This is a genomic window from Enterococcus massiliensis (assembly GCF_001050095.1).
Classification (GTDB): Bacteria; Bacillota; Bacilli; order Lactobacillales; family Enterococcaceae; genus Enterococcus_C; species Enterococcus_C songbeiensis.
Window position 1 is genome coordinate 342,094 of sequence record NZ_CVRN01000006.1, and the last position, 22,621, is coordinate 364,714.

The following is a 22,621-nucleotide window of genomic DNA, read 5'->3' on the forward strand; positions in this document are numbered from 1 at the left end:
ATTTGCGCATTTTTTCAGAAAAATTTCAGCGCTTCTCAAGGAATTTCCACCATTTAGACATAAAAAGAAGGAAAATAAATTTTTTTTGTTATAATAGGACACAAGAATATAAACAAGGGAGTAGAACAATGCAAAAACTTTATCAAGACGATAGTTTAACACTGCACACAGATCTATACCAAATCAACATGATGCAAACTTATTGGGAGTTGGGAAGAGCAGAGCGTCATGCTGTTTTTGAATGCTATTTCCGTGACATGCCTTTTAATCACGGCTATGCGATTTTTGCCGGTTTGGAACGACTGGTCCATTATTTGGAAAATTTGCGTTTTTCTTCATCAGATATTGATTATTTACGGGAAGTCGGTGGTTATCCGGAAGGCTTTCTGACTTATTTAAAGGAATTTAAATTTACTTGTACGGTTCGTTCTGCTTTAGAAGGAGATTTGGTTTTCAGCAACGAACCTATTCTGCAAGTAGAAGGACCTTTGGCACAAGCGCAATTGGTGGAAACCGCGATTTTGAACATGGTGAATTTCCAGACGTTGATTGCGACGAAAGCTGCACGAATCAAATCTGTGATTGGTGAGCAGCCTTTATTGGAATTTGGTTCACGACGGGCGCAAGAGGTTGATGCAGCAATTTGGGGAACCCGGGCAGCGTATATTGGCGGAGCCGATGCAACCAGCAATGTGCGGGCAGGAAAAATTTTCGGTATCCCAGCCAGTGGAACCCATGCCCATTCGCTAGTTCAATCCTATGGCAATGATTACGATGCCTTCATGGCTTATGCCAAAACCCACAAAGATTGTGTTTTTCTTGTGGATACCTACGACACCTTGAAGATGGGCGTACCGATGGCCATCAAGGTTGCAAAGGAAATGGGAGATAAAATCAATTTTCTAGGTGTTCGAATCGATAGTGGCGACATGGCGTATATTTCAAAAAAAGTGCGGGAGCAGTTGGATGACGCAGGTTTCACAGAAGCTAAAATTTATGCATCAAATGATTTGGATGAAACGACGATTTTAAGCTTAAAAATGCAAAAAGCTAAAATTGATGTCTGGGGAGTAGGAACCAAACTGATTACTGCATACGACCAGCCAGCTTTAGGCGCCGTGTATAAACTGGTTTCAATTGAAGATGAGCATGGACAAATGATCGATACCATCAAGCTATCCAGCAACACGGAAAAAGTAACGACTCCGGGTAAGAAACAAATCTGGCGAATCACCCGCAAAAAAGACGGCAAGTCAGAAGGGGATTACATCACTCTTTGGGATGAAGATCCACGGGAAGAAAGCGAGATTTTTATGTTCCATCCTGTGCATACTTATATCAATAAAACGGTGCGGGATTTTGTGGCACGACCTGTTTTACAGGACATTTTTGTTGATGGAAAATTAATCTATTCGTTACCTGATTTGGAACATATCAAAAATTATGCGCAAGATTGCTTGGATTCCTTATGGGAAGAATATAAGCGTGATTTGAATCCGCAAAAATATCCAGTGGATCTTTCAACAGATTGTTGGAATCATAAAATGGCAACGATGGATAAAGTCCGCAAGCAAGTGGCAAAAATTTCTCAGGAGAAAGGGGTATTTGAATGACTTTGCAACAAGAAATCATCCAGCAATTAGGCGTTCAACCACAAATCAATCCAGAAGAAGAAATTCGCAAGAGTGTGGAATTTTTGAAAGAATATTTACGTGCGTATCCGTTCTTGAAAACCTTTGTCTTAGGAATCAGCGGTGGACAGGATTCAACTTTAGCCGGTCGTTTAGCGCAGCTTGCAATGGAGGAGATGCGAGCGGAGACCGGGGATGACAGCTATCAATTTATCGCAGTCCGTCTGCCTTATGGTGAACAGGTGGATGAAGCGGATGCTATGGCAGCGTTGGCTTTTATTCATGCGGATAATGAATTGCGAGTAAATATCAAAGAAGCCGTGGATGCACAAGTTGCTGCTTTAGAAGCGGAAAATATTTCAATCTCAGATTTTAACAAAGGCAATATCAAAGCTCGGCAACGTATGATTACTCAGTATGGAATTGCCGGTGCCAGAAATGGCGCCGTGATTGGTACCGACCATGCGGCAGAAAATATCACTGGCTTTTTCACAAAATTTGGTGATGGCGGTGCAGATATTTTGCCTCTGTTTCGGTTGAATAAACGTCAAGGAAGGAAGCTTTTGCAAACATTGGGAGCACCAGAAGCGTTGTATTTAAAAATCCCTACTGCTGATTTGGAAGAGGACAAGCCATTGTTGGCAGATGAAGCGGCATTGGGTGTGACCTATGAAGAGATTGACGATTATCTTGAAGGAAAAACAATAGCACCGGATGCGCAGCGCATCATCGAAAATTGGTGGCAAAAAACGCAACATAAACGTCATTTACCTATCAGTTTGCTGGATGATTTTTGGAAGAAATAAGGTCTCTGAGTAAAAACTTTGCTTAATAACAACTCCTATTTTATAATAAAGATAGGAGTTTTGGGGAAGACTCCGTCAACAGCGACAAAAGGACGAGATAAAATCGGTGGATTTTATCTCGTCCTTTTTTAAAATTTATTGGGGGTTCAGCTCTCTGCCTTTACTTTCAAAATAGGAACGACTAAAATACATAAAGTAATGAAAAAAAAGTTAGGACATGAGGCATGAAAAAATATCATTTAACAAAAAAAATTCTATTGGCAGTAGCAATTCTGGCATTGGTAATCCTCAGCAATCTTTATTTGCAATGGAGTCAAAACAATCATTCTCTTACGCTGGCGCTGAAATTTGCTTTTTCTTGGCATACAGAAAAATTTTTCTTAGGCAGTTTGGTGCTGCTGATTTTTTATGGCTTTTTGGCAAGTGTGGCGGGGTCGTTAGGCTTTGCAGCTTTATTTTATACGGTATTGATTGGTGTGCTGGGCTATGCGGATCATTTAAAAATGATTTATCGTCAAGAACCAATTTATCCCGATGACTTAAAAATGGTGACTCAATTGGGCTTATTACGAGAAATGGTCGGAACTGGCGCTTTTGTATTTGTATTGCTTCTAGCAGCCTTGGCGATTGCCGCGTTGATTTGGAGCATTTACCGCAGCCGCCATTTGTCAAAAAAAGCACAGTTTTGGCGAGGATCAGTGCTGTTAGTGTCAATGCTGTCTTTGTTTTATATCAGTCATTTCAACAGTTCCAGTAATCTACTGCGTAAGGCATACAATCGAACCGCACTATGGATTCCCTATTCACAGAAAATGAATTATTACAATACTGGTTTTATTGGTGGCTTTCTTTATAATTTGCGGGTAGTACCTATGGATCAGCCGGAAAATTATTCAAAAGCAACGATTAAAGAAATCACGAAGACGTACCAAGCACAAGCAGAAACCAAAAATACAAATCGTACAGAGGAAAAGCCGAATATCGTTTACGTGATGAGTGAAAGTTTTTCTGATCCTAGTCATTTAAAGGGATTAACGATTACTGGTGATCCGTTGAAGGATTATTACGAAGTTGCTGACAAAACCTATAGTGGAAAAATGTTGTCTCAAAATTATGGTGGGGGAACAGCTAACATTGAATTTGAAGCATTGACCAGTTTTTCGATGGAATTGTTCAATCCGCAAATGACGACGCCCTATACATTATTGGTTCCCAAGCTGGAAAAATTGCCTTCACTGGTTTCCTTTTTAAAACAAAAGGATTATCAGGCAACGGCGATCCATCCCTACGATACCTCAATGTATAAACGAAAAGATGTGTACAATGTATTAGGATTTGATTCTTTCTTGGATCAAGACACGATGACTTATACAGATAAAATTCAAAAAAATCCTTACATTTCGGATGAATCCGCCTATAAAGAAGTGCTTTCGCTATTAGACAGTGATGATCCGCAGTTTGTCCATTTAGTCACGATGCAAACCCATATGCCTTATAACGGCAAATATGAGAATATCCCATACACTGCAACCGGCAATGACAACACGGCATCATTGGAAAACTATTTGCAAGATGTTGCTTACAGTAGTGAGGCATTAAAGGGATTCTTGCAACAATTGGATAGTCTTTCTCGACGAACGGTGGTAGTTTTTTGGGGAGATCATCTGCCGGGCATCTACTCGGAGGCGATTCAAGAGAAAAATGCTGGTGCAACCCTTCATGAAACCCAATTTTTGATGTATGATTCAAAAGATGAATTAACAAAAGACCAAGATAGTATCACCAGTCCTTTTTATTTTGCTCCTACATTGATGGAACAGACCCAACAGCCAACAACTGGTTTTTATGAATTGCTGTTAGCATTGGAAAAAGAATTGCCCGCTTTTGAAAAGGGAATGTATCAGCAAAAAGGTACGTGGAAAAAAGAAATGCAGCTAAACAAGCAGCAGGAAGAAATTTATCAGGCTTATCAAATGATTCAATACGATATTTTAGCAGGAAAACAATACAGCCTGCAGCAAACATTTTTTGAATAGAAAAAGGCACCAGACCTCGATCATAAGTGGATCGTTGGTCTGGTGCTTTTTATTCGATAATCTGCCATGTTCGATGGTCATCAAAATAATGGGCTTCCTCCATAGCTTGGCTGACAAGAGATGTTGGATAATGGAGAACTTTCAATAAATTGATGGCATTGCGGCTGGTGGCTGGACCATATTTGAGAAGATAATCAAAAGCGATGCCACTTTCTTCTGTAACCTGTTCTTCAAAATGTAGATTTTCACATTTGTTTTTCAAAATTTCTGTTAATTCGATATCGTGTGTGGCCACAAATGCAAGACTTGGGTATTTATCCAGCCAACTGACAACGCTAGAAGAGGCGGCGATTCGTTCAACGGTGTTGGTTCCTTTTAGAATTTCGTCTACGAAGCAGTAGCAACGGGTGCCTTTTTCGACCTGAGACAAGAGGCGCTTGATAGATTTGATTTCCGCCACAAAATAGCTGTCACCTTCGAATAAATTGTCTTCTACGGCCATTGAGGTCAAAACATGTCCCCGTTGCAACATAAAGCTCTCGGCAATCGCTGTATTGATGGTTTGTGCAAGAATGCAGTTAAGGGCGATACTTTTCACGTAGGTAGATTTTCCAGAAGCGTTGGAACCGGTGACCAGCGTATTTTTTTGCCAATTGACAGGATTAGCGACCGCACCATTGATTAACGGATGGTAACTATTCTCGGCTGACACGCCGCCTTCTTTAAACTGAGGTTGACAGGTTAATGGCATAAAGGTTCGGAAATTTAAAATTGCAGCGGCAACTTCTAATTTTCCAAGGAGATTCCATAGCTTGATTGCTTTATCGGAATGACTGCTGATGCGGCTGATTACCACATTGTAAGCAATGAACGGAATCATAAATATCATATTAAGATAATCAAACAATAAATCGGCTTCGCTGGCTTCTTTTGAACGAAATGAAAATCCCCAATGAGCAATGGCTTTCAAGGGGCGCACCAATGTTTGTAGTTCGCTTTGCCAAGGTCCTTTTAGTTTGCTGAGTTTTTCAGCCGTTGCAATTGTTTGAACCAGATACCGCATACTATTCAGTTCGGTATCCAATTGATTTTTTTTCACCAAATAAAAACAAGTATTAAAAAGTACAGAACCAATCAGCAGCATAATACCTAAAAAAGGCTGAAAAAGAGCAAGAAGTAGGCTGGCGATAGGCAGGAATCCAAGCGACAAATAAAGCCAAGGCTGCCCCATTTTTTTGTGATTGCCATCTGCTAAATACTGTTTGGTAAAATTATTGTCTTGCTTTCCCAATTGGGCAAACAGATATTGGATTTCTTCTCTGACTTTTGGCTGTTCTTTGTAAAAAGTAATGATGCTCTCCAAATCGTCCTGTTGAAAATCAAAATTTCGCAGGCGTTGATAAAGGGCCTCGGAGCCAACGCTGGAATAAGTGGCATTGATTAAATCAAAAATCATGTATAAATCAAGATCATACCAAGTAATATCATCGATTTCACTTTCCCATTGATGGAAATTTTTTTCAATCTGCCAGGCTTTTTTCAAACTTTCTTCTTTATCTAAGCGGGTCTGGTGAGGCTGCTTGCCCCAATTTCGTTGTACCTGCTGTCTTAATTTCAAACGGTTGTGAATGGTTAGTCCGATGATTACTGCAATCACCAGTAAAAGAGCACTAAGGATAAAAGTTAGTTGTGACATGTCATTCCAAGCTTTCTTTATTCATTTTTGCAACAATTTCTTCAATTGCTTCTGCAACTTCAATCAGTATTTTGCGGAAAATCACTTTATGAGTTAATAGGAAAAAATCACGTATATTGTTTTCTTTCAAAGGTTCCCAAGTAATCCCGGAATCAACAGATAATTTTGAAATGATTGCTTTCCCGATTCCTTCCCGTAAAAGAGCTAGGATGGCTTCGGAATTGTTTACATAGATCATGTTTGGCGTCAAATTGTGCTGTTTCAGATAGACCTCATTGTAAAAGCGCAGGGCAGAATCATTTTCTCGCAACAGCCAATACTTGGAGTCGGCTTTACCGGCCAAGACCAATTCATCTTTATAAATCGGAGCTTGGACTAAAACCTCACTGCGTTCTGCTTTTTCAATAAAACCAATATCTACTTTATTCTGTTCCATTTGATGGACGACATCATCTGAATTCATCATCAGCAGACTAAAATCAATCAATGGAAAGCGTTCGACTAATTCCGGCAAAAATTTTGGCAGAAAATAGATGGCACAGGTATGAGAACAGGCGATTACACAGCGTTCACGGAAATTTTCATGATCAATCAAACGTTTTTCCGTATCCTGCCATTCTTCCAAAATCTGTAAGACGCGGGGATACAAAAAGGCGGCTTCCACTGTCGGCACAATTTCCTGTTTGCCATTGCGTAAAAAAAGGATCACACCAAGTTGATCTTCCAATTTTTTTATCTGTGCTGAAACCGTCGGCTGTGAAAGAAAAAGACGTTCTGCACTTTGAGTAAAATTTTTTGTTTCATACACAGACACAAAGGTTTGCAATAGCTGAAACATACCAACGACCTCCTACAAATCAGTTAACGATATGTATTTATACCATTAAATTTAAGAATTTTCTAGCGTATTTTTGTTTGCTGCAGCTTCTGTCAAAACCTTATAGATGGTTTTAAGGTCTTCGTTTGTTCCTCGAAGTTCATAATCTGCTAAAAAAGGAATCTGAAACTGCTGGGCATATTGTTTAGCAGTCAGACAATATTGTCGATTGAAATTTTTATTGCCGCTGCCGACGACGCCGAGACAGTAGCGGTAATTTTCTTGAAATGCAAGGTAGTCCCGCATGCTTTCTGTCAAAATTTCGTGGTCGCCGTTGTCTACGCCATTGCCACCTTCTAAATAAGTAGGAACGAAAACAAAAAAAGGAGCCGTTTCAGCGGCCAAAACAGAATTTTCGTGAATTTCTTTTAATTGGATTACAGGCGCTTCGTCTGCTGTGTGTTCTTGGGCATATTTTTGCAATCGTTGTGCAAATGAACGGGTATTTCCTGAAATAGAGATATATAAAATCGTAAGTGTCATAAAAACATCCTCCCTCTGAGCCATTATAGCATGTCGGAATCGAAAAAAACTTTGGATAAACTATTTCGTGAATTTTTTTAAATTAATTTCATTTTTATAACACAAAAAAATCTGGGTTTGTTATAATAAATGTAAGCGTTACAAAAAAGAGTGACGAGAGGATGTTTTTTATATGAAAGAAATAAGCAACAAGAAAGTGACGGGAATCAGCTTGATTCCTTTAATCGGATTAGTGATCGGTTCAGCAATCGGCGGTGGAATTTTTGGAATCATGACTGATTTGTCGGGGGCTGCTGGTGGACCGGCACTGATGGGCTGGCTGTTGGTAGGTGGGTCGATGTTATTGCTTTCCTTAGCTATCAATAATTTGAATAAAAAGCGTCCGGATTTAAATGGCGGAATTTACAGCTATGCTGAAGCAGGTTTTGGTCGTTTTGCCGGCTTGATCAGTGGCTGGGGATATTGGTTGACCTGTTGGCTGGGCAATGTAGCGTTTGCCACATTGCTGATGAGTGCGTTAGGTTATTTCTTTCCGATATTTCAAGGAGGACAAAACAAAGCGTCAGTTATTTTAAGTACGGTGTTGTTATGGCTGTATGCGTGGTTGGTCAATCGTGGTGTGGAAAATGCCAGTATCGTCAACGCCATCGTAACACTATGTAAGTTGATTCCTTTAGCAATCTTTGCCTTTATTGCCCTATTTCGTTTTGATCTCACCCTTTTTTTGGAAAATTTTTCAAGCCGCAATATTCTTGGGCCTGCGGGATTATCGCTTCCTTTTGAGCATCAGGTGATGGGCTGTGTGATGGTTATGCTATGGGTCTTTGTTGGAATTGAAGGAGCATCTGCTGTTGGTTCACGAGCACGAAAAAAAACAGATGTCGGAAAAGCGACGGTCTTAGGTCTAATCGGTTTACTGGTTGTTTATATGCTGATTTCTCTTTTGCCCTATGGAATTTTAACTACGGAAGAATTGGCGTCGATTCAAACTCAACCAGCGATGGGGTATTTATTTGAATTAATGGTTGGTAGATGGGGAGCGATTTTGATCAATGGTGGCTTAATTGTTTCTTTGATTGGTGTTTGGCTCTCTTGGACGATTTTGCCGGTGGAAACAATGCGCAACATGTCAAGAGATGGATTGTTGCCAAAAAGCTGGCAGAAGGTCAATCAAAAAGGGGCGCCGACATTTGCCATCGTAGTGACGACAATCTGCACGAACCTGTTTCTCTTATCTCTTTTAGTGACAGATGAAGCGTATAATTTTGCCTATACCCTTGGTACGGCGTCCATATTTTTCACATGGCTGTTTCTTGGATTGTATCAAATGAAACTGTCCTATCAGCGAAAAGAAAAACGCCAATTCATGATTGGGGCAGCAGTCAGCCTTTTCTTGCTGTGGGCGATCTTTTTCGTTGCATTCAAAGAAGTGCTGATTGTCTCTGTTTTGTATATTCCCGGTGTTTTATTTTTCCTCTACGCCGGAAAGCAGCAAGAATTAAAGTTAGCTGAACAAAAGCTGGAGCATCTGGCGATTATTTTTGTTTCTGCGATCGGGTTTATTTCTTTCGCCTTGTTTGCGACAGGGATCTTGGCAATCGGGTAAATGAAAAACCCACGCCCTCGGACACTTTGAAAAAAGCGTTATAATATGTTACTATTTTATTATTAAACAACTAATAATTTGTTAGGAGCTTGTTATTTATGATTCGTTTTGCTAGAAAAGAAGATGGTGCAGCGATTGCACCGCTGATTCTCGTGATTTTAAAGGATATGGAATTGCCTTTTGTGAAGGAATACGGAGAAGAACTGACGACAAAGGCGTTGGCAGAGGCGGTGACGTTGCCGGATTATCGTTACGGTTTTACCCATGGATTAGTCAATGAAATTGATGGGAAAATTGCCGGTGTGGCGTTCGGCTATCCCGACAAGGAAGAGCCGTTGATTGATGAACCCTTGCGACCATTATTGAAAAAGTATGGCATCAAAGAAGAAATAAAATTATTCGTTGATCCGGAAACCTTTCCTGATGAATGGTACTTGGATTCAATCAGTGTAGCAGAAGAATTTCGCGGCAAGGGAATCGGCTCACAATTACTCGATGCGTTACCCAAATTGGCACTTCGCGACCAGAAGAAAACGATTGGGCTGAGTGTTGATCGCGGCAATCCAAATGCCAAACGCTTGTATGAACGTAAAGGATTCCAAGTCGTTGGTCAAAAAATGATCAGTGGTCATCTATACGATCACATGCAAAAGAAAATTTCAGAAATCTAAAAAAATGGCTTGCTTCCCGTGAGGAGCAGCCATTTTTTAATTGGTTGGTGAGTAATTCAAAAAAGAAGAGCGCTTTTTGTTTTTTTTACGATTGTAAAGCCAATAATCCATGACCGCAGCGATACAAATGCAAACCGGTGCATCGGCATCTTCTGTGACATTCAAGACATAATAATCTCCCGTTAGAAAGCTGGCTTTATCCATGGTCATAATTTGATGATTAAAATGGTGGATCGCATATTGATGATTGTAAATATCTCCTTGGACCGTCCAATGTAACTGTTGGATGTAATAAAAATCTCCCGGCCAATTAAATATTTTTTGCAGCGTCCCAACTTTTTGAAAATCACTATACAATTCAAAGCGGGTGCCAAAGGTAAAGCTGATCTGTTTGATGCTGGCAACTAATTCTCCATTCATAGCATACAAAGACAAGGCATCGCCTTTTGTTCCCCAGCGGCCGACCATCAAGAAAAGAGATTTCCCTTTTTCGTCCTTGACGATCGTTCGGGTCACTTGGCTTAGTTGTTTGTCCTGAATAAAAAATTCAGACATAGCTGTTCCTCCTTCAAAAAGGGTCTACAGGTTTTCATCAATCGCTCGGCGAATCGCGCTGCCGACACCAGATTCTAGATTTGTGTCCGTCAGGTAGCGGGCGTATTCCTTCAATTCAAGAGCGGCATTTCCCATCGCAAAGCTGACACCAGCCATTTGAATCATGCTGACATCGTTCAAATTGTCACCAATAGTCATAACTTCTGACAAATCAATGCCCCGTTCTTTTGCGACATGAGCAACAGCGATTCCTTTTTGCGCATCCCGATGGTTGATTTCAATATTATTTTGGCCGGAAGAAGTGACCACCACTTCACCGAAGCCATCGATTAAAGCAGCCACTGGACCTAACACGGCGGGGCCTTCAGAATGGATGCAGATAATTTTCAGTACATCAAGATCTTCCTGATCCAATAAGGAAGTAATACTTTCAACGTAAGTGATTGGTAAAAATTCCAAGCGAGCAGAAGTCATGGCAATCGCCATTTTATGGGTCAAATGAGGCATTAATTCTGCAATATGGAAAGCAAAATTTTCGATTCGTTGTGCCTGATTTTCCGAAAATAAGCCTTTAGTTGTGGCTACTTCAAAGTAAATATGGTGTTCCTTCAGTAATTCCAAAATCGTTTGGACTTTATTTTTTGCAATCGGAACTGTGAAAAGGGAAGTTCCTTCGTTATCAAAAACCTGTGCGCCGTTCAAATTGATCATGGCACACTTGATGCCGGCAGCTTCCAGTGCAGGCAATGCCTCCGGTCGGTTTCGTCCCGTAGCTACCATAAATTCAATTCCTTTTGAGGCGGCATATTGAATAGCCGCCGCATTTTCTTTTGAAATTTGCATTTGCGAATCCAATAATGTGCCATCCATATCAGAAGCGATTAATTTGATCATTCTTGTTGCACCGTCCTCTTTTGTTATCAATTCTAGTTTACCACAAAATATTTTAAAATGAGTGGCGAATCAGGACTTGTTTCTCGAAAAAAGTTGCGCTAGAGTTAAGAAAACAAATAAGGAGGAGCGCTCCATGAAAACGATTCTTCACAATAGTTGGCAAGATATTTTACAAAGTGAATTTGACCAGCCTTATTATCGGGCACTGCATCAATTTTTAAAACAAGAATACCAAACACAAAAGATCTATCCAGATATGTTTCACATTTTTGAAGCACTGGAATTGACTCCCTATGAAAAAGTGAAGGTGGTCATTTTAGGGCAGGACCCTTATCACGGTGTTAATCAAGCCCACGGACTTTCTTTTTCCGTTCAGCCGGGGGTCAAAGTTCCTCCTTCGTTACAAAATATTTACAAAGAATTGCAAACGGATGTCGGTGTTAAACCTGTTAATCACGGTTACCTGACCAGTTGGGCGAAACAAGGGGTCTTATTGTTGAACACTGTTTTGACGGTTCGAGAGGGACAAGCTTATTCTCATCGTGGACAGGGGTGGGAACGATTGACAGATGCCATCATTCAAAAACTAAACGAGCGGGAACAACCCATCGTTTTTATTTTGTGGGGAAGACCGGCACAGGAAAAAGAAAAAATGATTGATACATCAAAACATTTGATCATTAAATCACCACATCCAAGTCCGTTATCTGCTCATCGCGGCTTCTTTGGTTCCCGCCCTTTTTCTCAAACCAATGAAGGACTGAAAAAATTTGGCGAAACACCAATCGATTGGCAATTGCCTGATACAGTGTAATAGGATAGCGTTTTCTGTTATATAATAAAACCATCGGAACGTGAAAAAAGTAACGAATTTCAAGGTTTTTTAGTAGTACAGCTAAAATAACTGTCCTTTCTTTTCAAGATGGTGTATGATGGATTGGAAGAAAAAAATCAGGAGGGTATATACTCGTGGAATTATTTGACAGTTTAAAATTTAAGATCGTTCGTCGTACTATTAAAATCGTTTTCCCAGAAGCAACAGATCCCCGTATCCTAGGTGCAGCTGCACGTCTAAAAGCAGAAGAACTTGTGGAACCAGTATTGATCGGTTCAAAAGAAGAAATTGCGAAAGCAGCTTCTGCTCGTGGAATTACTACTGATAATTTTGAAATTATCGATCCAGCAAACTTTGATCGTTGGGATGAAATGGTGGAATCTTTTGTTGAACGTCGTAAAGGCAAAGCAACCAAAGAACAAGCCGAAAAAATCCTGCAAGACGTAAACTATTTCGGTACGATGTTGACTTATATGGGCATTACAGATGGTATGGTTTCCGGTGCCGTTCACTCAACTGGTGACACAGTTCGCCCAGCATTGCAAATCATCAAAACAAAACCTGGCGTAAGTCGTACAAGTGGCGCTTTCTTGATGGTTCGTGGTCGTGACCAAGAAAAATATCTTTTCTCAGATTGTGCGATCAACGTGAATCCAACTGCACAAGAATTAGCTGAAATCGCTGTTGACTCTGCAAAAACAGCTGAATTATTCGGCATTGAACCAAAAGTTGCCTTATTAAGTTTCTCAACAAAAGGTTCAGCCAAAGCACCTGAAGTGGATAAAGTAGCTGAAGCGACTCAGATCGCTCGTAAATTAGCTCCTGATTATCAAATCGATGGCGAATTGCAATTTGATGCAGCTTACATTTCGGCAGTTGCACAATTAAAAGCACCTGAATCAGAAGTTGCTGGTGAAGCAACAGTCTTTGTCTTCCCGGAATTGCAATCAGGAAACATTGGCTATAAAATTGCTCAACGTTTCGGTAATTTTGAAGCGATTGGACCAATCTTACAAGGCTTGAACAAACCTGTTTCTGACTTGTCTCGTGGTGCCAATGAAGAAGATGTTTACAAACTTTCGATCATTACAGCTGCACAAACCTTGATGGAAAACTAAAACAAATCATTGAAGCGCCAGAATCGCTCGTCGCGGTTTTGGCGTTTTTTTTGCTTTCTTTTTCCTAGCAAGCTATACTCTAAAACAGAAATGCAGAAAGGAATCTTGCTCATGATGACATTAAAAAATCCGATAGAAACGGAAACATTGGCAGAAGTAATCGGTAGAGTCGCTCAAGCCGGAGATAATTTGGTTTTGACTGGTGATTTAGGCGCTGGAAAAACGACACTGACAAAAGGGATTGCCAAAGGTCTTGGAATCACCCAAATGATTAAAAGTCCTACCTATACGATTATCAGAGAATATCCAGATGGGCGACTGCCACTGTACCATATGGATGTTTATCGGGTAGAATATGGCGCAGAGGATTTAGGATTGGATGAATATTTTGAAGGAGATGGACTTTCCGTCATTGAATGGGGCAATATGCTGAAGGAGGCATTGCCGCAAGATTATCTGGAGTTGATTTTACTTAAGGATCAGCAGGATCTCGAAAAGCGTACCTTCCAGTTAAAAACTTTCGGCCCACAGGCAGAAGCTTTTAAAACTCGGATTTTAGCAGAATGGACCAAAGAAGATGCGTGAAGAAGTTGACGTGGTTATTCGCGAAAGCCAGCCGGAAGATGCGGCAGAATTATTAGCAGTTACTAGACGCATCGGTGGAGAAACAGATTTTTTGATTATGGATGAAACAGGTATGCAGCTAACGACAGAACAACTGGCACTGCAATTGACCGCTTTTCAAGAAAGTCCCAATAATGTGTCACTGGTTGCTTTGGTGGACGGAAAGATTGTTGGCTTGGCTTCGGTTCTTGCAGAAAGCAATGAGCGAGTGGGACATATTGGTGAATTAGGAATCTCCATTTCAAAAGAATTCTGGGGAATGGGTTTGGGAAGTGTCATGATGGAAGAACTTTTGGCGTGGGCACAGGAGACTCAGATTATTCGTCGGCTGGAATTAACCGTGCAGGTGCGTAATCAGCGAGCAGTGCGCCTTTATCAACGGTTTGAGTTTACTATTGAAGGCACGCTGCCAAGAGGTGCCCGCAGCCGTGAGGGAGAATTCCTCGATGTTTATTTAATGAGTCGATTGATCGACTAACAGAAAAGTAAAAAAAGCACAAAAGTTACCAATTTTGGTAATTTTTGTGCTTTTTGGCTTATTTTACTAATACCAATTTTTTTAGCGGAGCTGTTCCAAATTGTTCTTCCTGATGCAAAAGAATTTTTGCGCATGCACGGCTGTCTTCCAACGCATCATGATGATGTTCCAATGGAATGTGTAATTGTTGGCACATTGTATTCAAGCGGTGATTTGGAAATTCCGGATACAATTTTCGGCTTGTCCGGACAGTGCATAAGGAAAGATAACTCGGTTGTTCCAAATGATAATAATCAAGACAGCCCGCCAACACACCAGTATCAAACCCGGCGTTATGGGCAACGATTAAGCTGTTTAAATTATAGTATTGTTGGATTTGCTGCCAAACTTCTGGAAATTTTGGGGCAGTCGCCACGTCTTCGGGATGAATCCCATGAATTTGAATATTGCGCCAGAAAAAAGGGGTTTCCGGCTGGATCAGGGAATAGTATTCTCCGACGATTTGACTGTTGCGGACCATGACCAGCGCCAACGAACAGGCACTGTAAGGCTGATGATTGGCTGTCTCAAAGTCCATTGCGATAAAATTCATCACGGTCACCTCCGACTGTAATCTAGCATAATTTCCTTGTCGGCAAAAGATTTTTTTATAAAACTTAAGGAATTATTGAAAGCGAACATCCAACTCCACTGGACAATGATCACTGCCAAAGATCTCTGTGTGGATTTTTGCGTCGGTCAGCTTTTCTTTTAGGTCAGCAGAGGTAACAAAATAATCAATTCGCCATCCGGCATTGTTTTTGCGAGCGTTGAAACGGTAGCTCCACCAAGAATAGACGCCTTCCAGTTCTGGATAAAAATAACGGAAGCTGTCAATATAGCCGTTGTCCAGCAAAGTAGAGAATTTTTCTCGTTCTTCTGGTGTAAACCCAGCATTTTTTTGATTGGTCTTCCAATTTTTCAAGTCGATTGGTTCGTGGGCAACGTTCAAATCACCGCAGAGAATCACTGATTTTTTTTCTTTTAGCTGGTTCAAATAGTTGCGAAATGCATCTTCCCAAGTCATGCGATAAGGCAAGCGCCGCAATTCATTTTGAGAATTTGGCGTGTAGCAGGTAACTAAATAAAATTCAGGATACTCCAAGGTAATGACCCGACCTTCTGTATCATGCTCAGGAATTCCAATGCCGTAAGTTGCGCTCAAGGCAGGCTCCTTTGCAAAAATTGCAGTGCCGGAATAACCTTTTTTCTCGGCGTAATTCCAATATTGATGATAACCGGGTAAATCCAGCTCAATTTGTCCTGCTTGTAATTTCGTTTCCTGCAGGCAAAAAAAATCCGCCTCTAACTCGTCAAATGCCTCCATAAAATTCTTTTTGACGATTGCTCGTAAACCATTGACGTTCCAAGAAATAAATTTCACCATAAACCCTCCAGTCATTCTGTCCCCTATTTTAACCAAAAATGGGGTAAGATGAAAGTATCAGAATCGAAGGAAGTGAGTTTTATGAAAATTGGTGTCATTGGGCTAGGGAATATTGCACAGAAAGCCTATTTGCCCACCTATGTTAAAGTACAAAATCAAGGGGAGTTTTATTTTGCTACCCGTAACCCTCAGGTACAAAAGGAAATCAAAGAAAAATATCATTTAGCAAATATGGTTGGAACATTGGAAGAGCTGTTGGCAGTCGGAATCGAAGCGATTTTTATCCACACTGCCACAAGCAGCCATTATGCTATTGCAAAAAAATGTTTGGAAAAAGGCATCCATGTTTTTATGGATAAACCTGCTAGTGAACGGGTAACCGAGGTCGCTGAATTGCAACAAATCGCAGCAGATAAAAAATGTTTCTTGATGATTGGTTTTAATCGGCGATTTGCGCCGATGGTTCAAAAATTAAAAGAAATTCCTGATAAGCGCTTGATTTTATTACAGAAAAATCGGGTTTCAGCAAAGGAATCAACTGCTTTTGTTATTTATGATTTATTCCTACACGTCGTCGATACTGCGGTGTATTTGTTGGATGGTCCTATCCATCAAGTAAGCAGCCGCATTCGGGAAACGGACGGTTTTTTAGAAACAGCAACGCTGCAACTGGAAACGGCAGATTCGACGGCTTTGTTGATAATGGATTTACGAAGCGGCGCCAATACAGAACTGTATCAAGTGACCAGTCCGCAAGCCACCCATCTATTGACGGATCTGACTAATCTGCAAACATTTAGCACTCAACAAACCCTCACAACTTTTGGCGATTGGGAGACGACGCTGTATAAGCGAGGCTTTGAACAATTAGTGGAAAGCTTTATCGAAGGAATAAAAACCACTAATTTTGCAATCATGCGACAAGAAAATGTTTTTCTCAGTCATGAATTGTGTCAACAAATGCTGCAGGAGCATGAGCGTCATCTGCTGTAGGGGTGGTCAGTTTTCCCTTCTCATGCTAAAATGAGTGAGATATCTGTAAAGAAGGGAAAAATTTAGTGAAAGAAAAAATCGTTCGTGTGTTTCCAGAAAGCACACTTTTAATTGATGAACCATTGATGAATTATACGTTTACTAAAACCGGTGGACCGGCAGATATTTTGGCTTTTCCTGAATCTGCGGAAGAAGTAGAGCAGTTGGTCAATTATTGTCGGGAAGAAGCAATCCCTTGGATGGTTTTGGGAAATGCCAGCAATTTGATCGTGCGTGATGGTGGCATTCGCGGACTAGTAATCATGTTGTCAGGAATGAACAAAATTACCGTGAAAGAAGTCTTGGTGGAAGTGGAAGCCGGCGCAAAACTGATTGATACCACTTATGCCGCTTTGCAGGAATCATTAACAGGTTTTGAATTTGCCTGTGGTATTCCTGGGAGTGTGGGCGGTGCAGTTTTCATGAATGCCGGAGCATACGGGGGAGAAATCAAAGATGTTTTTGAATCCTGTGATGTGTTACTGGAGGATGGTCAAGTCAAAACCTTTACCAACGAAGAAATGGATTTTTCTTATCGTCACAGCCAAGTACAGGAATTACATGCTATTATCTTGCGGGCTCGTTTTCGATTAGCAGTGGGCAACCCGAAAAAAATCAGCGAGCGAATGGCTGAATTAACGGAAATGCGCCAATCAAAACAACCGTTGGAATATCCTTCTTGCGGCAGTGTCTTCAAACGTCCTGAGGGTCATTTCACGGGTCAATTGATTCAAGAAGCCGGTTTGCAAGGCTTGAAATGGGGCGGTGCGCAAATCTCTGAAAAGCATGCAGGCTTTATCGTGAATATCGATCACGCCACTGCTACGGATTATTTAGAATTGATTGCCCATATCCAACAAGTAATCAAAGAAAAATTTAATGTCACCTTAGAAACGGAAGTCCGGATTATTGGTGAGGAAGTGTAATTAAAAAACTTCTTCTGTGTAAGAGACCTGCTTTTTGCAGTTTCTCTTTACATAGAAGAAGTTTTTTTAATAGCTGTCGATTTGATTTTTTTTCATTAAGCGAAGTAATACGGCAGAAACTGCCGCAGTTGCAATTCCGGCAACAATTGCTTCAGGAATGCCACTGGTAAAAATCACACCTAAAATTGCCCCGTAGATAGCAGAACCAGCTTGCTTGATAACTTGTGCATAATCTGATTGAAATAAGAAATAAATCAGATTCATGACTAAAATCGTATTTGTTAACGAACCGGCGACACCGGCGATAAATAACGAAATCGGTGTTTTATTTCTGGTTAATTTTTGGAATCCTTTAAAAACAAAGTAAGGCACCACACCAATCAAGATGCGGGGAATCAACGCTACAATCAGGGCTTTCCAACTCCCCTGATTCGTTCCGATAATTGGAATAAAAGGGGAGAATACAAAGGATAACGGAGTAGGATTGAAGGTCGAATTAATGATGCTGATGACCCCAAAGGAACCTCCTAAAAACCCACCTAGTCTAGGTCCCAAAAGAATCGACGCAATGATTACCGGAATATGCATGGTGGTTGCTTTGATTGGACCAATGGGAATAAATCCCAAAAAAGGAACTAATGCCATTAAGATCATAATCCCCAAAAAAATGGCAGTAAGAACTAAATCAAAGGTACTGGTTTTCTTTTTCATTTGCTTACTCCTTTGATGCCAATGCAGCTTCTGCCTGTTTAATGATTTCATCTAAGGTTGCGAGTGCGCCGCGACCAAAATCACCGCAGGCCAACAAAGCTTCCCGAGGTTCGATTTCTTGGTAGCCAAATTCTTTTAGCGTGGCAAGATTGCGTTGAAGAATTGGTTGTTGGTACATATTGGTATTCATTGCTGGAGCAATCAACTTCGGTACTTCTGGTTTCAATGCCATGGCAACTGTAGAAAGCATGTCATCGGCGATGCCATTTGTCAGTTTACCGATAATATTAGCTGTTGCCGGAGCGACTAAAAAGAGGTCGGCACCTTTGGCTAAATCGATATGATTGATGGAATCAGGAATTCGTTCCTGCATGACATCTGTATGCACCATCCGTTTGGATAACGATTGCAATGTCAATGGGGTAATAAATTTTGTACTGCTTTGGGTCATCAAAACATCCACCGCATATCCGCGTTTTGTTAATTCATTCGTAATATCCGCCGCTTTGTAGGCAGATATACTGCCGGAAATGCCAAGCAAAATATGCTTTTGTCTCATTTTTTCTCCTCCAATCGCTTTGTCAAAGCCGTGACGATCATATCGGCAATAGCTGGTTTGGTCTGTGCTTGGGCAAGAATGCCCGCTGAATCTACTAGATAGCCCAGGTGCTGTTCCCCGCTAATGCTTTCCAAATCATTTGCCAAAATAAAATCCGCCTGATTTTTTTTCAGATTTTCTTGAGCCATGTGAATCAATTCTTCTTTGGAAACACCTACGAGTAGTTTGAAGCCTACAAGGAGAGTGTCTGGTTGCAGTTGTTTGATTTGTTGAATAACTTTAGGCGTTTGTTTCAATACTAAGAATAAATGACTGGTTTGGGAGGAGATTTTTTTCTCCGTTGGTTGTTGCAACTTCTCCACCAGCTTTTGCAGCCGCTGTTCGTCCAGTGGTTGATGAGGATTTTTAGCAACCTCTGCATTAATCGCTGCAAGAAATTCTTCTTGGGAAAGGCTAAGTTCTGGAGTGAAATCACTGACTGCCATGCTGTGAATCACAGCATCATAAACATTCTTTTGCAGCAACTTGCCAAGCGTTTGGGATAAGTCGTTTGTCGAAGAAATAATATGTCGAGTCAGATTATCTGTTTCCAGTGGTTGCAAGGCGGTTGCAGTCGTTACATAATCAACGATAGCGCCGTCAGCAAGCAACCGCATAGCAAGTTCAATGCCCAAGCGGCCGCTGGAATGATTTGTAATGGCCCGCACTTGATCAATCGGCTCAGACGTTCCGCCTGCCGTAAGTAAGATTCTCATTTTTTCACCTACATTTTAATTATTGTTCGTCCTTGGTGGGTTCCGGCAAGTAAGGATTGAATGGTTGCCGGTGCTTCTACCAAAGTGATTTCATTGGTTTTTAACTGATCCGCCACGTTTAAATCCGTTGCTAAACGCTGCCAAAGTTTTTTTCTGGCAGGCATCGGAACGTTGACGGAATCAATACCGATGACGCGAATTCCTCGTAAGATAAAGGGGAGGACGGTGGTTTCTAAGCCGATGCCGGCAGCATTTCCGCATAATGCTGCCGTGCCACCATAACTCAGCTGAGGCAAAAGTGCCGTTAATAATTCGCCACCGACCGTATCAATCAGCCCGCTTAATTGCTGTTTGGCTAAGGAACGGATTTTTTCTGGTATCAAAGATTCTGGTGGAACAATGTCAGAAGCTCCAAGTTCTTTTAACCAGTCTTGAGCTTCTTCTTTGCGGGAAACGGCAATGATTTGCTGGTAACCTAATTTTTTTAACATAGCAATGGCACAACTACCGACGCCACCACTTGCTCCCGTCACAAAAATCGGTTCTTCTTTTTTGACACCGCCTGCTTCAAGCGCGGCTACTGCCAAGCCAGCTGTAAAACCGGCCGTGCCAAATTGCATCGCCTGTTTTTCGGAAAGTTCTTTAGGTAAAGAAACGAGCCAATCCCCAGGAACTTGTTGATAGTCGCTAAAACCGCCGGGATGAGATACTCCTAGACCATAACCGGTCACGACGACTTTATCTCCGGAAGCAAAATTTTGGTGTTTGCTTTCAACGACTTCGCCAGCAAGATCGATACCGGGAATCATAGGATAGCTTCGAATCACACCGCCTTTTTGTTGGGTCGCCAATGCATCTTTAAAATTGATATCAGAATAGGCAATCTTGACTAAAACCTGATTTTCTAAAAGCTCAGAAAAAGTCTGAGACTGGATACTAGTTTGAAAGTTTGGCTGATCAGTAACGACCAGTGCCGTATATTTTTTCAAGAGTAAAAACTCCTTTCAAAATTTTCTTTAATCATACCACAACTCCGTGATTTCTTGGGAGATTCTTACTTTTTTATCCGCCTGTTTTTTGAAGAAGAGCTTTGGTTTTATCAATCATAAAATGCAAAGAATATTTCTTTTGAAGAAAAAAGTTTTCAAAAAATACTTGTCTTTTTTGCCAAAGTTCGTATACTTGAAAAGGGTAATAGTAAACATCGAGTTTACTATTAGCAAACTTTTGAAGCTTATCGGAGGTGACGCTGTGGAAATCGGCGAGAAACTGCGCAATTTGCGGGTACAGAAAAATTTGACGCAGGAAGAATTAGGGGAACGAACAGATTTATCAAAAGGGTATCTTTCACAATTGGAACGAGACTTAAGTTCACCGTCAATGGAAACCTTTTTTTCGATTTTAGAAGCATTGGGGGTTACGCCGGAAGAATTTTTCCGTCAGGACCTTGTGGATCAACAAATCGTGTACACCAAGGAAGACAGCACGATTTATTATGATGAGGAAAACGGTTATGAGTTGAAATGGCTGATTCCTGGTTCTAATGAAAAAGAAATGGAACCGGTGCTGTTGACCTTTGATAAGGCCGGTGAGTACAAAACCTTCGAGCCTTCTCTGTCAGAAACGTTTATTTATGTGCTGGAGGGCCGGGTCACGTTGACCTTGGGAGAAACGATGTATCCCGCCAAAAAAGGACAGTCGATTTATTACCAAGCCACTGAACCCCACCAATTAAAAAATCAAGCCAACGGAAAAAGTCGCCTGCTGATTATTGCGACGGATTCGTATTTATAGTTTAGGAGTGTGAAAAGTGAAACCAATCATTTCATTTAATGAAGTTGTGAAACAGTACGATGAAGATACTGTTTTGAAAAAAGTCAGTTTCGAGATCGAAGAAGGAAAGTTTTATACATTGTTAGGTCCTTCCGGCTGCGGCAAAACGACAATTTTAAGAATTATTGCCGGCTTCACCGAAGCGACAGACGGGGATGTTTTTTTTGATGGGGAACGGATCAATGATGTTCCGGCAAACAAGCGTCAAGTAAATACAGTTTTTCAAGATTACGCACTGTTTCCGCATATGAATGTGTTTGAAAATGTAGCGTTTGGTTTACGAATTAAAAAAATGCCGAAAAAACAAATTGAAGAAAAAGTGCTTCAAGCTTTGCGAATGGTGCAATTAAAAGGCTATGAAAAACGAGAAATCGGTGAAATGTCAGGCGGGCAACGACAACGGGTAGCGATTGCTCGAGCAATCGTCAATGAACCAAAAGTTTTACTGCTGGACGAACCTTTGTCTGCGTTGGATTTGAAATTGCGCACAGATATGCAATATGAGTTACGGGAATTGCAGCAGCGTTTAGGAATTACGTTTATTTTTGTGACCCATGACCAAGAGGAAGCCTTGGCGATGAGTGATGAGATTTTTGTCATGAATAAAGGAAAAATCATTCAAAGTGGGACGCCAGTTGATATTTACGATGAGCCAATCAATCATTTTGTTGCCGATTTTGTGGGAGAAAGCAACATCGTCAACGGTACGATGATCGAAGATAATTTGGTGGAATTTGTCGGTAAACGTTTTGAGTGTGTGGATGGGGGGATGCGACCCAATGAACCCGTGGAAGTCGTCTTGCGTCCGGAAGATTTGTCTTTGACCACTGCTGAAAAAGGAAAACTGGTCGTGCGAGTAGACACGCAACTGTTTCGGGGCGTGCATTATGAAATCATTTGTTACGATGAACAGGGAAACGAATGGATGGTCCATTCGACTCGTAAAGCAGTGGAGGGCAGTCAAATCGGTTTGGCATTCGAACCGGAAGATATCCACGTCATGCGTTTCAATGAATCAGAAGAAGATTTTGATGCGCGGCTGGAAAGCTACGAAGAATAGGGGGAAGCG

24 protein-coding genes are annotated in these 22,621 nt (G+C 41.1%); 13 read left to right on the top strand and 11 right to left on the bottom strand.

Going from position 1 to position 22,621, the window contains the following annotated elements; translation table 11 throughout:
* The first annotated feature begins 128 nt into the window (after window positions 1–128).
* The 3 genes from BN1875_RS06385 (at window position 129) to BN1875_RS06395 (ending at window position 4,473) form a co-directional block, all read left to right on the top strand.
* Window positions 129–1,613: a nicotinate phosphoribosyltransferase gene (locus BN1875_RS06385; RefSeq protein WP_048604018.1), complete on the top strand. Its 1,485-nt coding sequence runs from the start codon at window positions 129–131 to the stop codon at window positions 1,611–1,613.
* On the top strand, window positions 1,610–2,437 hold the full coding sequence (nadE, locus tag BN1875_RS06390; protein WP_048604019.1) for an ammonia-dependent NAD(+) synthetase: 828 nt from the start codon (window positions 1,610–1,612) through the stop codon (window positions 2,435–2,437). The genes BN1875_RS06385 and nadE overlap by 4 nt, the downstream gene beginning before the upstream one ends.
* Window positions 2,438–2,661: 224 nt before the next feature.
* Window positions 2,662–4,473 carry an LTA synthase family protein gene (locus BN1875_RS06395; protein WP_048604020.1) on the top strand — a complete coding sequence of 604 codons (1,812 nt, stop codon included), beginning with the start codon at window positions 2,662–2,664 and terminating at the stop codon, window positions 4,471–4,473.
* Window positions 4,474–4,522: 49 nt separating this feature from the next.
* On the opposite strand, the gene BN1875_RS06400 is transcribed toward BN1875_RS06395, so the two are convergent.
* The 3 genes from BN1875_RS06400 to nrdI are packed head-to-tail and all read right to left on the bottom strand — an operon-like array spanning window position 4,523 to window position 7,529.
* Window positions 4,523–6,169: a MutS-related protein gene (locus BN1875_RS06400; protein ID WP_048604021.1), complete on the bottom strand. Its 1,647-nt coding sequence runs from the start codon at window positions 6,167–6,169 to the stop codon at window positions 4,523–4,525.
* 1 nt (window position 6,170) lies between these two features.
* Window positions 6,171–7,007, bottom strand: a complete 837-nt coding sequence (locus tag BN1875_RS06405; protein WP_048604022.1) for a LysR family transcriptional regulator — start codon at window positions 7,005–7,007, stop codon at window positions 6,171–6,173.
* 51 nt (window positions 7,008–7,058) lie between these two features.
* Window positions 7,059–7,529: a class Ib ribonucleoside-diphosphate reductase assembly flavoprotein NrdI gene (gene nrdI, locus BN1875_RS06410; protein ID WP_048604023.1), complete on the bottom strand. Its 471-nt coding sequence runs from the start codon at window positions 7,527–7,529 to the stop codon at window positions 7,059–7,061.
* 172 nt (window positions 7,530–7,701) lie between these two features.
* On the opposite strand from nrdI, the gene BN1875_RS06415 reads away from it, so the two are divergent.
* Together BN1875_RS06415 and BN1875_RS06420 are read left to right on the top strand one after the other, a co-directional pair.
* Complete coding sequence (locus tag BN1875_RS06415; RefSeq protein WP_048604024.1) at window positions 7,702–9,135, top strand: basic amino acid/polyamine antiporter; 1,434 nt, start codon at window positions 7,702–7,704, stop codon at window positions 9,133–9,135.
* Window positions 9,136–9,233: 98 nt separating this feature from the next.
* Window positions 9,234–9,806, top strand: coding sequence for a GNAT family N-acetyltransferase (locus BN1875_RS06420; protein ID WP_048604025.1), 573 nt, complete (start codon window positions 9,234–9,236; stop codon window positions 9,804–9,806).
* Window positions 9,807–9,842: 36 nt separating this feature from the next.
* Here BN1875_RS06420 and BN1875_RS06425 read toward each other — a convergent pair whose 3' ends face one another.
* Both BN1875_RS06425 and BN1875_RS06430 read right to left on the bottom strand, forming a co-directional pair.
* Window positions 9,843–10,361 carry an LURP-one-related/scramblase family protein gene (locus BN1875_RS06425; protein WP_048604026.1) on the bottom strand — a complete coding sequence of 173 codons (519 nt, stop codon included), beginning with the start codon at window positions 10,359–10,361 and terminating at the stop codon, window positions 9,843–9,845.
* Window positions 10,362–10,385: 24 nt separating this feature from the next.
* Window positions 10,386–11,255, bottom strand: coding sequence for a Cof-type HAD-IIB family hydrolase (locus BN1875_RS06430; RefSeq protein ID WP_048604027.1), 870 nt, complete (start codon window positions 11,253–11,255; stop codon window positions 10,386–10,388).
* 133 nt (window positions 11,256–11,388) lie between these two features.
* Between BN1875_RS06430 and BN1875_RS06435 the strand changes: the two genes are divergently transcribed.
* The 4 genes from BN1875_RS06435 (at window position 11,389) to BN1875_RS06450 (ending at window position 14,310) form a co-directional block, all read left to right on the top strand.
* Window positions 11,389–12,069 (top strand): uracil-DNA glycosylase, encoded by a 681-nt coding sequence (locus BN1875_RS06435; protein WP_048604028.1) that lies wholly within the window; start codon window positions 11,389–11,391, stop codon window positions 12,067–12,069.
* A gap of 155 nt (window positions 12,070–12,224) precedes the next feature.
* Window positions 12,225–13,208 carry a phosphate acetyltransferase gene (gene pta, locus BN1875_RS06440; protein ID WP_048604029.1) on the top strand — a complete coding sequence of 328 codons (984 nt, stop codon included), beginning with the start codon at window positions 12,225–12,227 and terminating at the stop codon, window positions 13,206–13,208.
* A gap of 111 nt (window positions 13,209–13,319) precedes the next feature.
* Entirely contained in the window at window positions 13,320–13,793 is a 474-nt protein-coding gene (gene tsaE / locus BN1875_RS06445) for a tRNA (adenosine(37)-N6)-threonylcarbamoyltransferase complex ATPase subunit type 1 TsaE (RefSeq protein ID WP_048604030.1), read from the top strand.
* Entirely contained in the window at window positions 13,786–14,310 is a 525-nt protein-coding gene (locus BN1875_RS06450; protein WP_048604031.1) for a GNAT family N-acetyltransferase, read from the top strand. Before tsaE ends, BN1875_RS06450 begins: the two co-directional genes overlap by 8 nt.
* A 58-nt stretch (window positions 14,311–14,368) precedes the next feature.
* Here BN1875_RS06450 and BN1875_RS06455 read toward each other — a convergent pair whose 3' ends face one another.
* The gene (locus tag BN1875_RS06455; protein ID WP_048604032.1) at window positions 14,369–14,902 is read right to left on the bottom strand and encodes a 3'-5' exonuclease; all 534 of its coding nucleotides are present in this window, start codon (window positions 14,900–14,902) and stop codon (window positions 14,369–14,371) included.
* Between the two features lie 72 nt (window positions 14,903–14,974).
* Window positions 14,975–15,733 (bottom strand): exodeoxyribonuclease III, encoded by a 759-nt coding sequence (locus BN1875_RS06460; protein WP_048604188.1) that lies wholly within the window; start codon window positions 15,731–15,733, stop codon window positions 14,975–14,977.
* An 84-nt stretch (window positions 15,734–15,817) separates the two neighbouring features.
* Between BN1875_RS06460 and BN1875_RS06465 the strand changes: the two genes are divergently transcribed.
* Entirely contained in the window at window positions 15,818–16,729 is a 912-nt protein-coding gene (locus tag BN1875_RS06465; protein ID WP_048604033.1) for a Gfo/Idh/MocA family protein, read from the top strand.
* A gap of 65 nt (window positions 16,730–16,794) precedes the next feature.
* On the top strand, window positions 16,795–17,694 hold the full coding sequence (gene murB / locus BN1875_RS06470; protein ID WP_048604034.1) for a UDP-N-acetylmuramate dehydrogenase: 900 nt from the start codon (window positions 16,795–16,797) through the stop codon (window positions 17,692–17,694).
* 66 nt (window positions 17,695–17,760) lie between these two features.
* Here murB and BN1875_RS06475 read toward each other — a convergent pair whose 3' ends face one another.
* The 4 genes from BN1875_RS06475 to BN1875_RS06490 are packed head-to-tail and all read right to left on the bottom strand — an operon-like array spanning window position 17,761 to window position 20,708.
* Entirely contained in the window at window positions 17,761–18,405 is a 645-nt protein-coding gene (locus BN1875_RS06475; protein WP_048604035.1) for an ECF transporter S component, read from the bottom strand.
* A 4-nt stretch (window positions 18,406–18,409) separates the two neighbouring features.
* Window positions 18,410–18,964 carry a phosphopantothenoylcysteine decarboxylase gene (gene coaC, locus BN1875_RS06480; RefSeq protein WP_048604036.1) on the bottom strand — a complete coding sequence of 185 codons (555 nt, stop codon included), beginning with the start codon at window positions 18,962–18,964 and terminating at the stop codon, window positions 18,410–18,412.
* Window positions 18,961–19,719 carry a phosphopantothenate--cysteine ligase gene (gene coaB, locus BN1875_RS06485; RefSeq protein WP_048604037.1) on the bottom strand — a complete coding sequence of 253 codons (759 nt, stop codon included), beginning with the start codon at window positions 19,717–19,719 and terminating at the stop codon, window positions 18,961–18,963. Before coaB ends, coaC begins: the two co-directional genes overlap by 4 nt.
* 8 nt (window positions 19,720–19,727) lie before the next feature.
* Window positions 19,728–20,708 carry an acrylyl-CoA reductase family protein gene (locus tag BN1875_RS06490; RefSeq protein ID WP_048604038.1) on the bottom strand — a complete coding sequence of 327 codons (981 nt, stop codon included), beginning with the start codon at window positions 20,706–20,708 and terminating at the stop codon, window positions 19,728–19,730.
* Window positions 20,709–20,970: 262 nt separating this feature from the next.
* Here BN1875_RS06490 and BN1875_RS06495 point away from each other — a divergent pair, with 262 nt between their 5' ends.
* Window positions 20,971–21,513 (top strand): helix-turn-helix domain-containing protein, encoded by a 543-nt coding sequence (locus BN1875_RS06495; RefSeq protein ID WP_048604039.1) that lies wholly within the window; start codon window positions 20,971–20,973, stop codon window positions 21,511–21,513.
* Window positions 21,514–21,529: 16 nt separating this feature from the next.
* Entirely contained in the window at window positions 21,530–22,612 is a 1,083-nt protein-coding gene (locus BN1875_RS06500) for an ABC transporter ATP-binding protein (RefSeq protein ID WP_048604040.1), read from the top strand.
* Window positions 22,613–22,621: the final 9 nt, after the last annotated feature.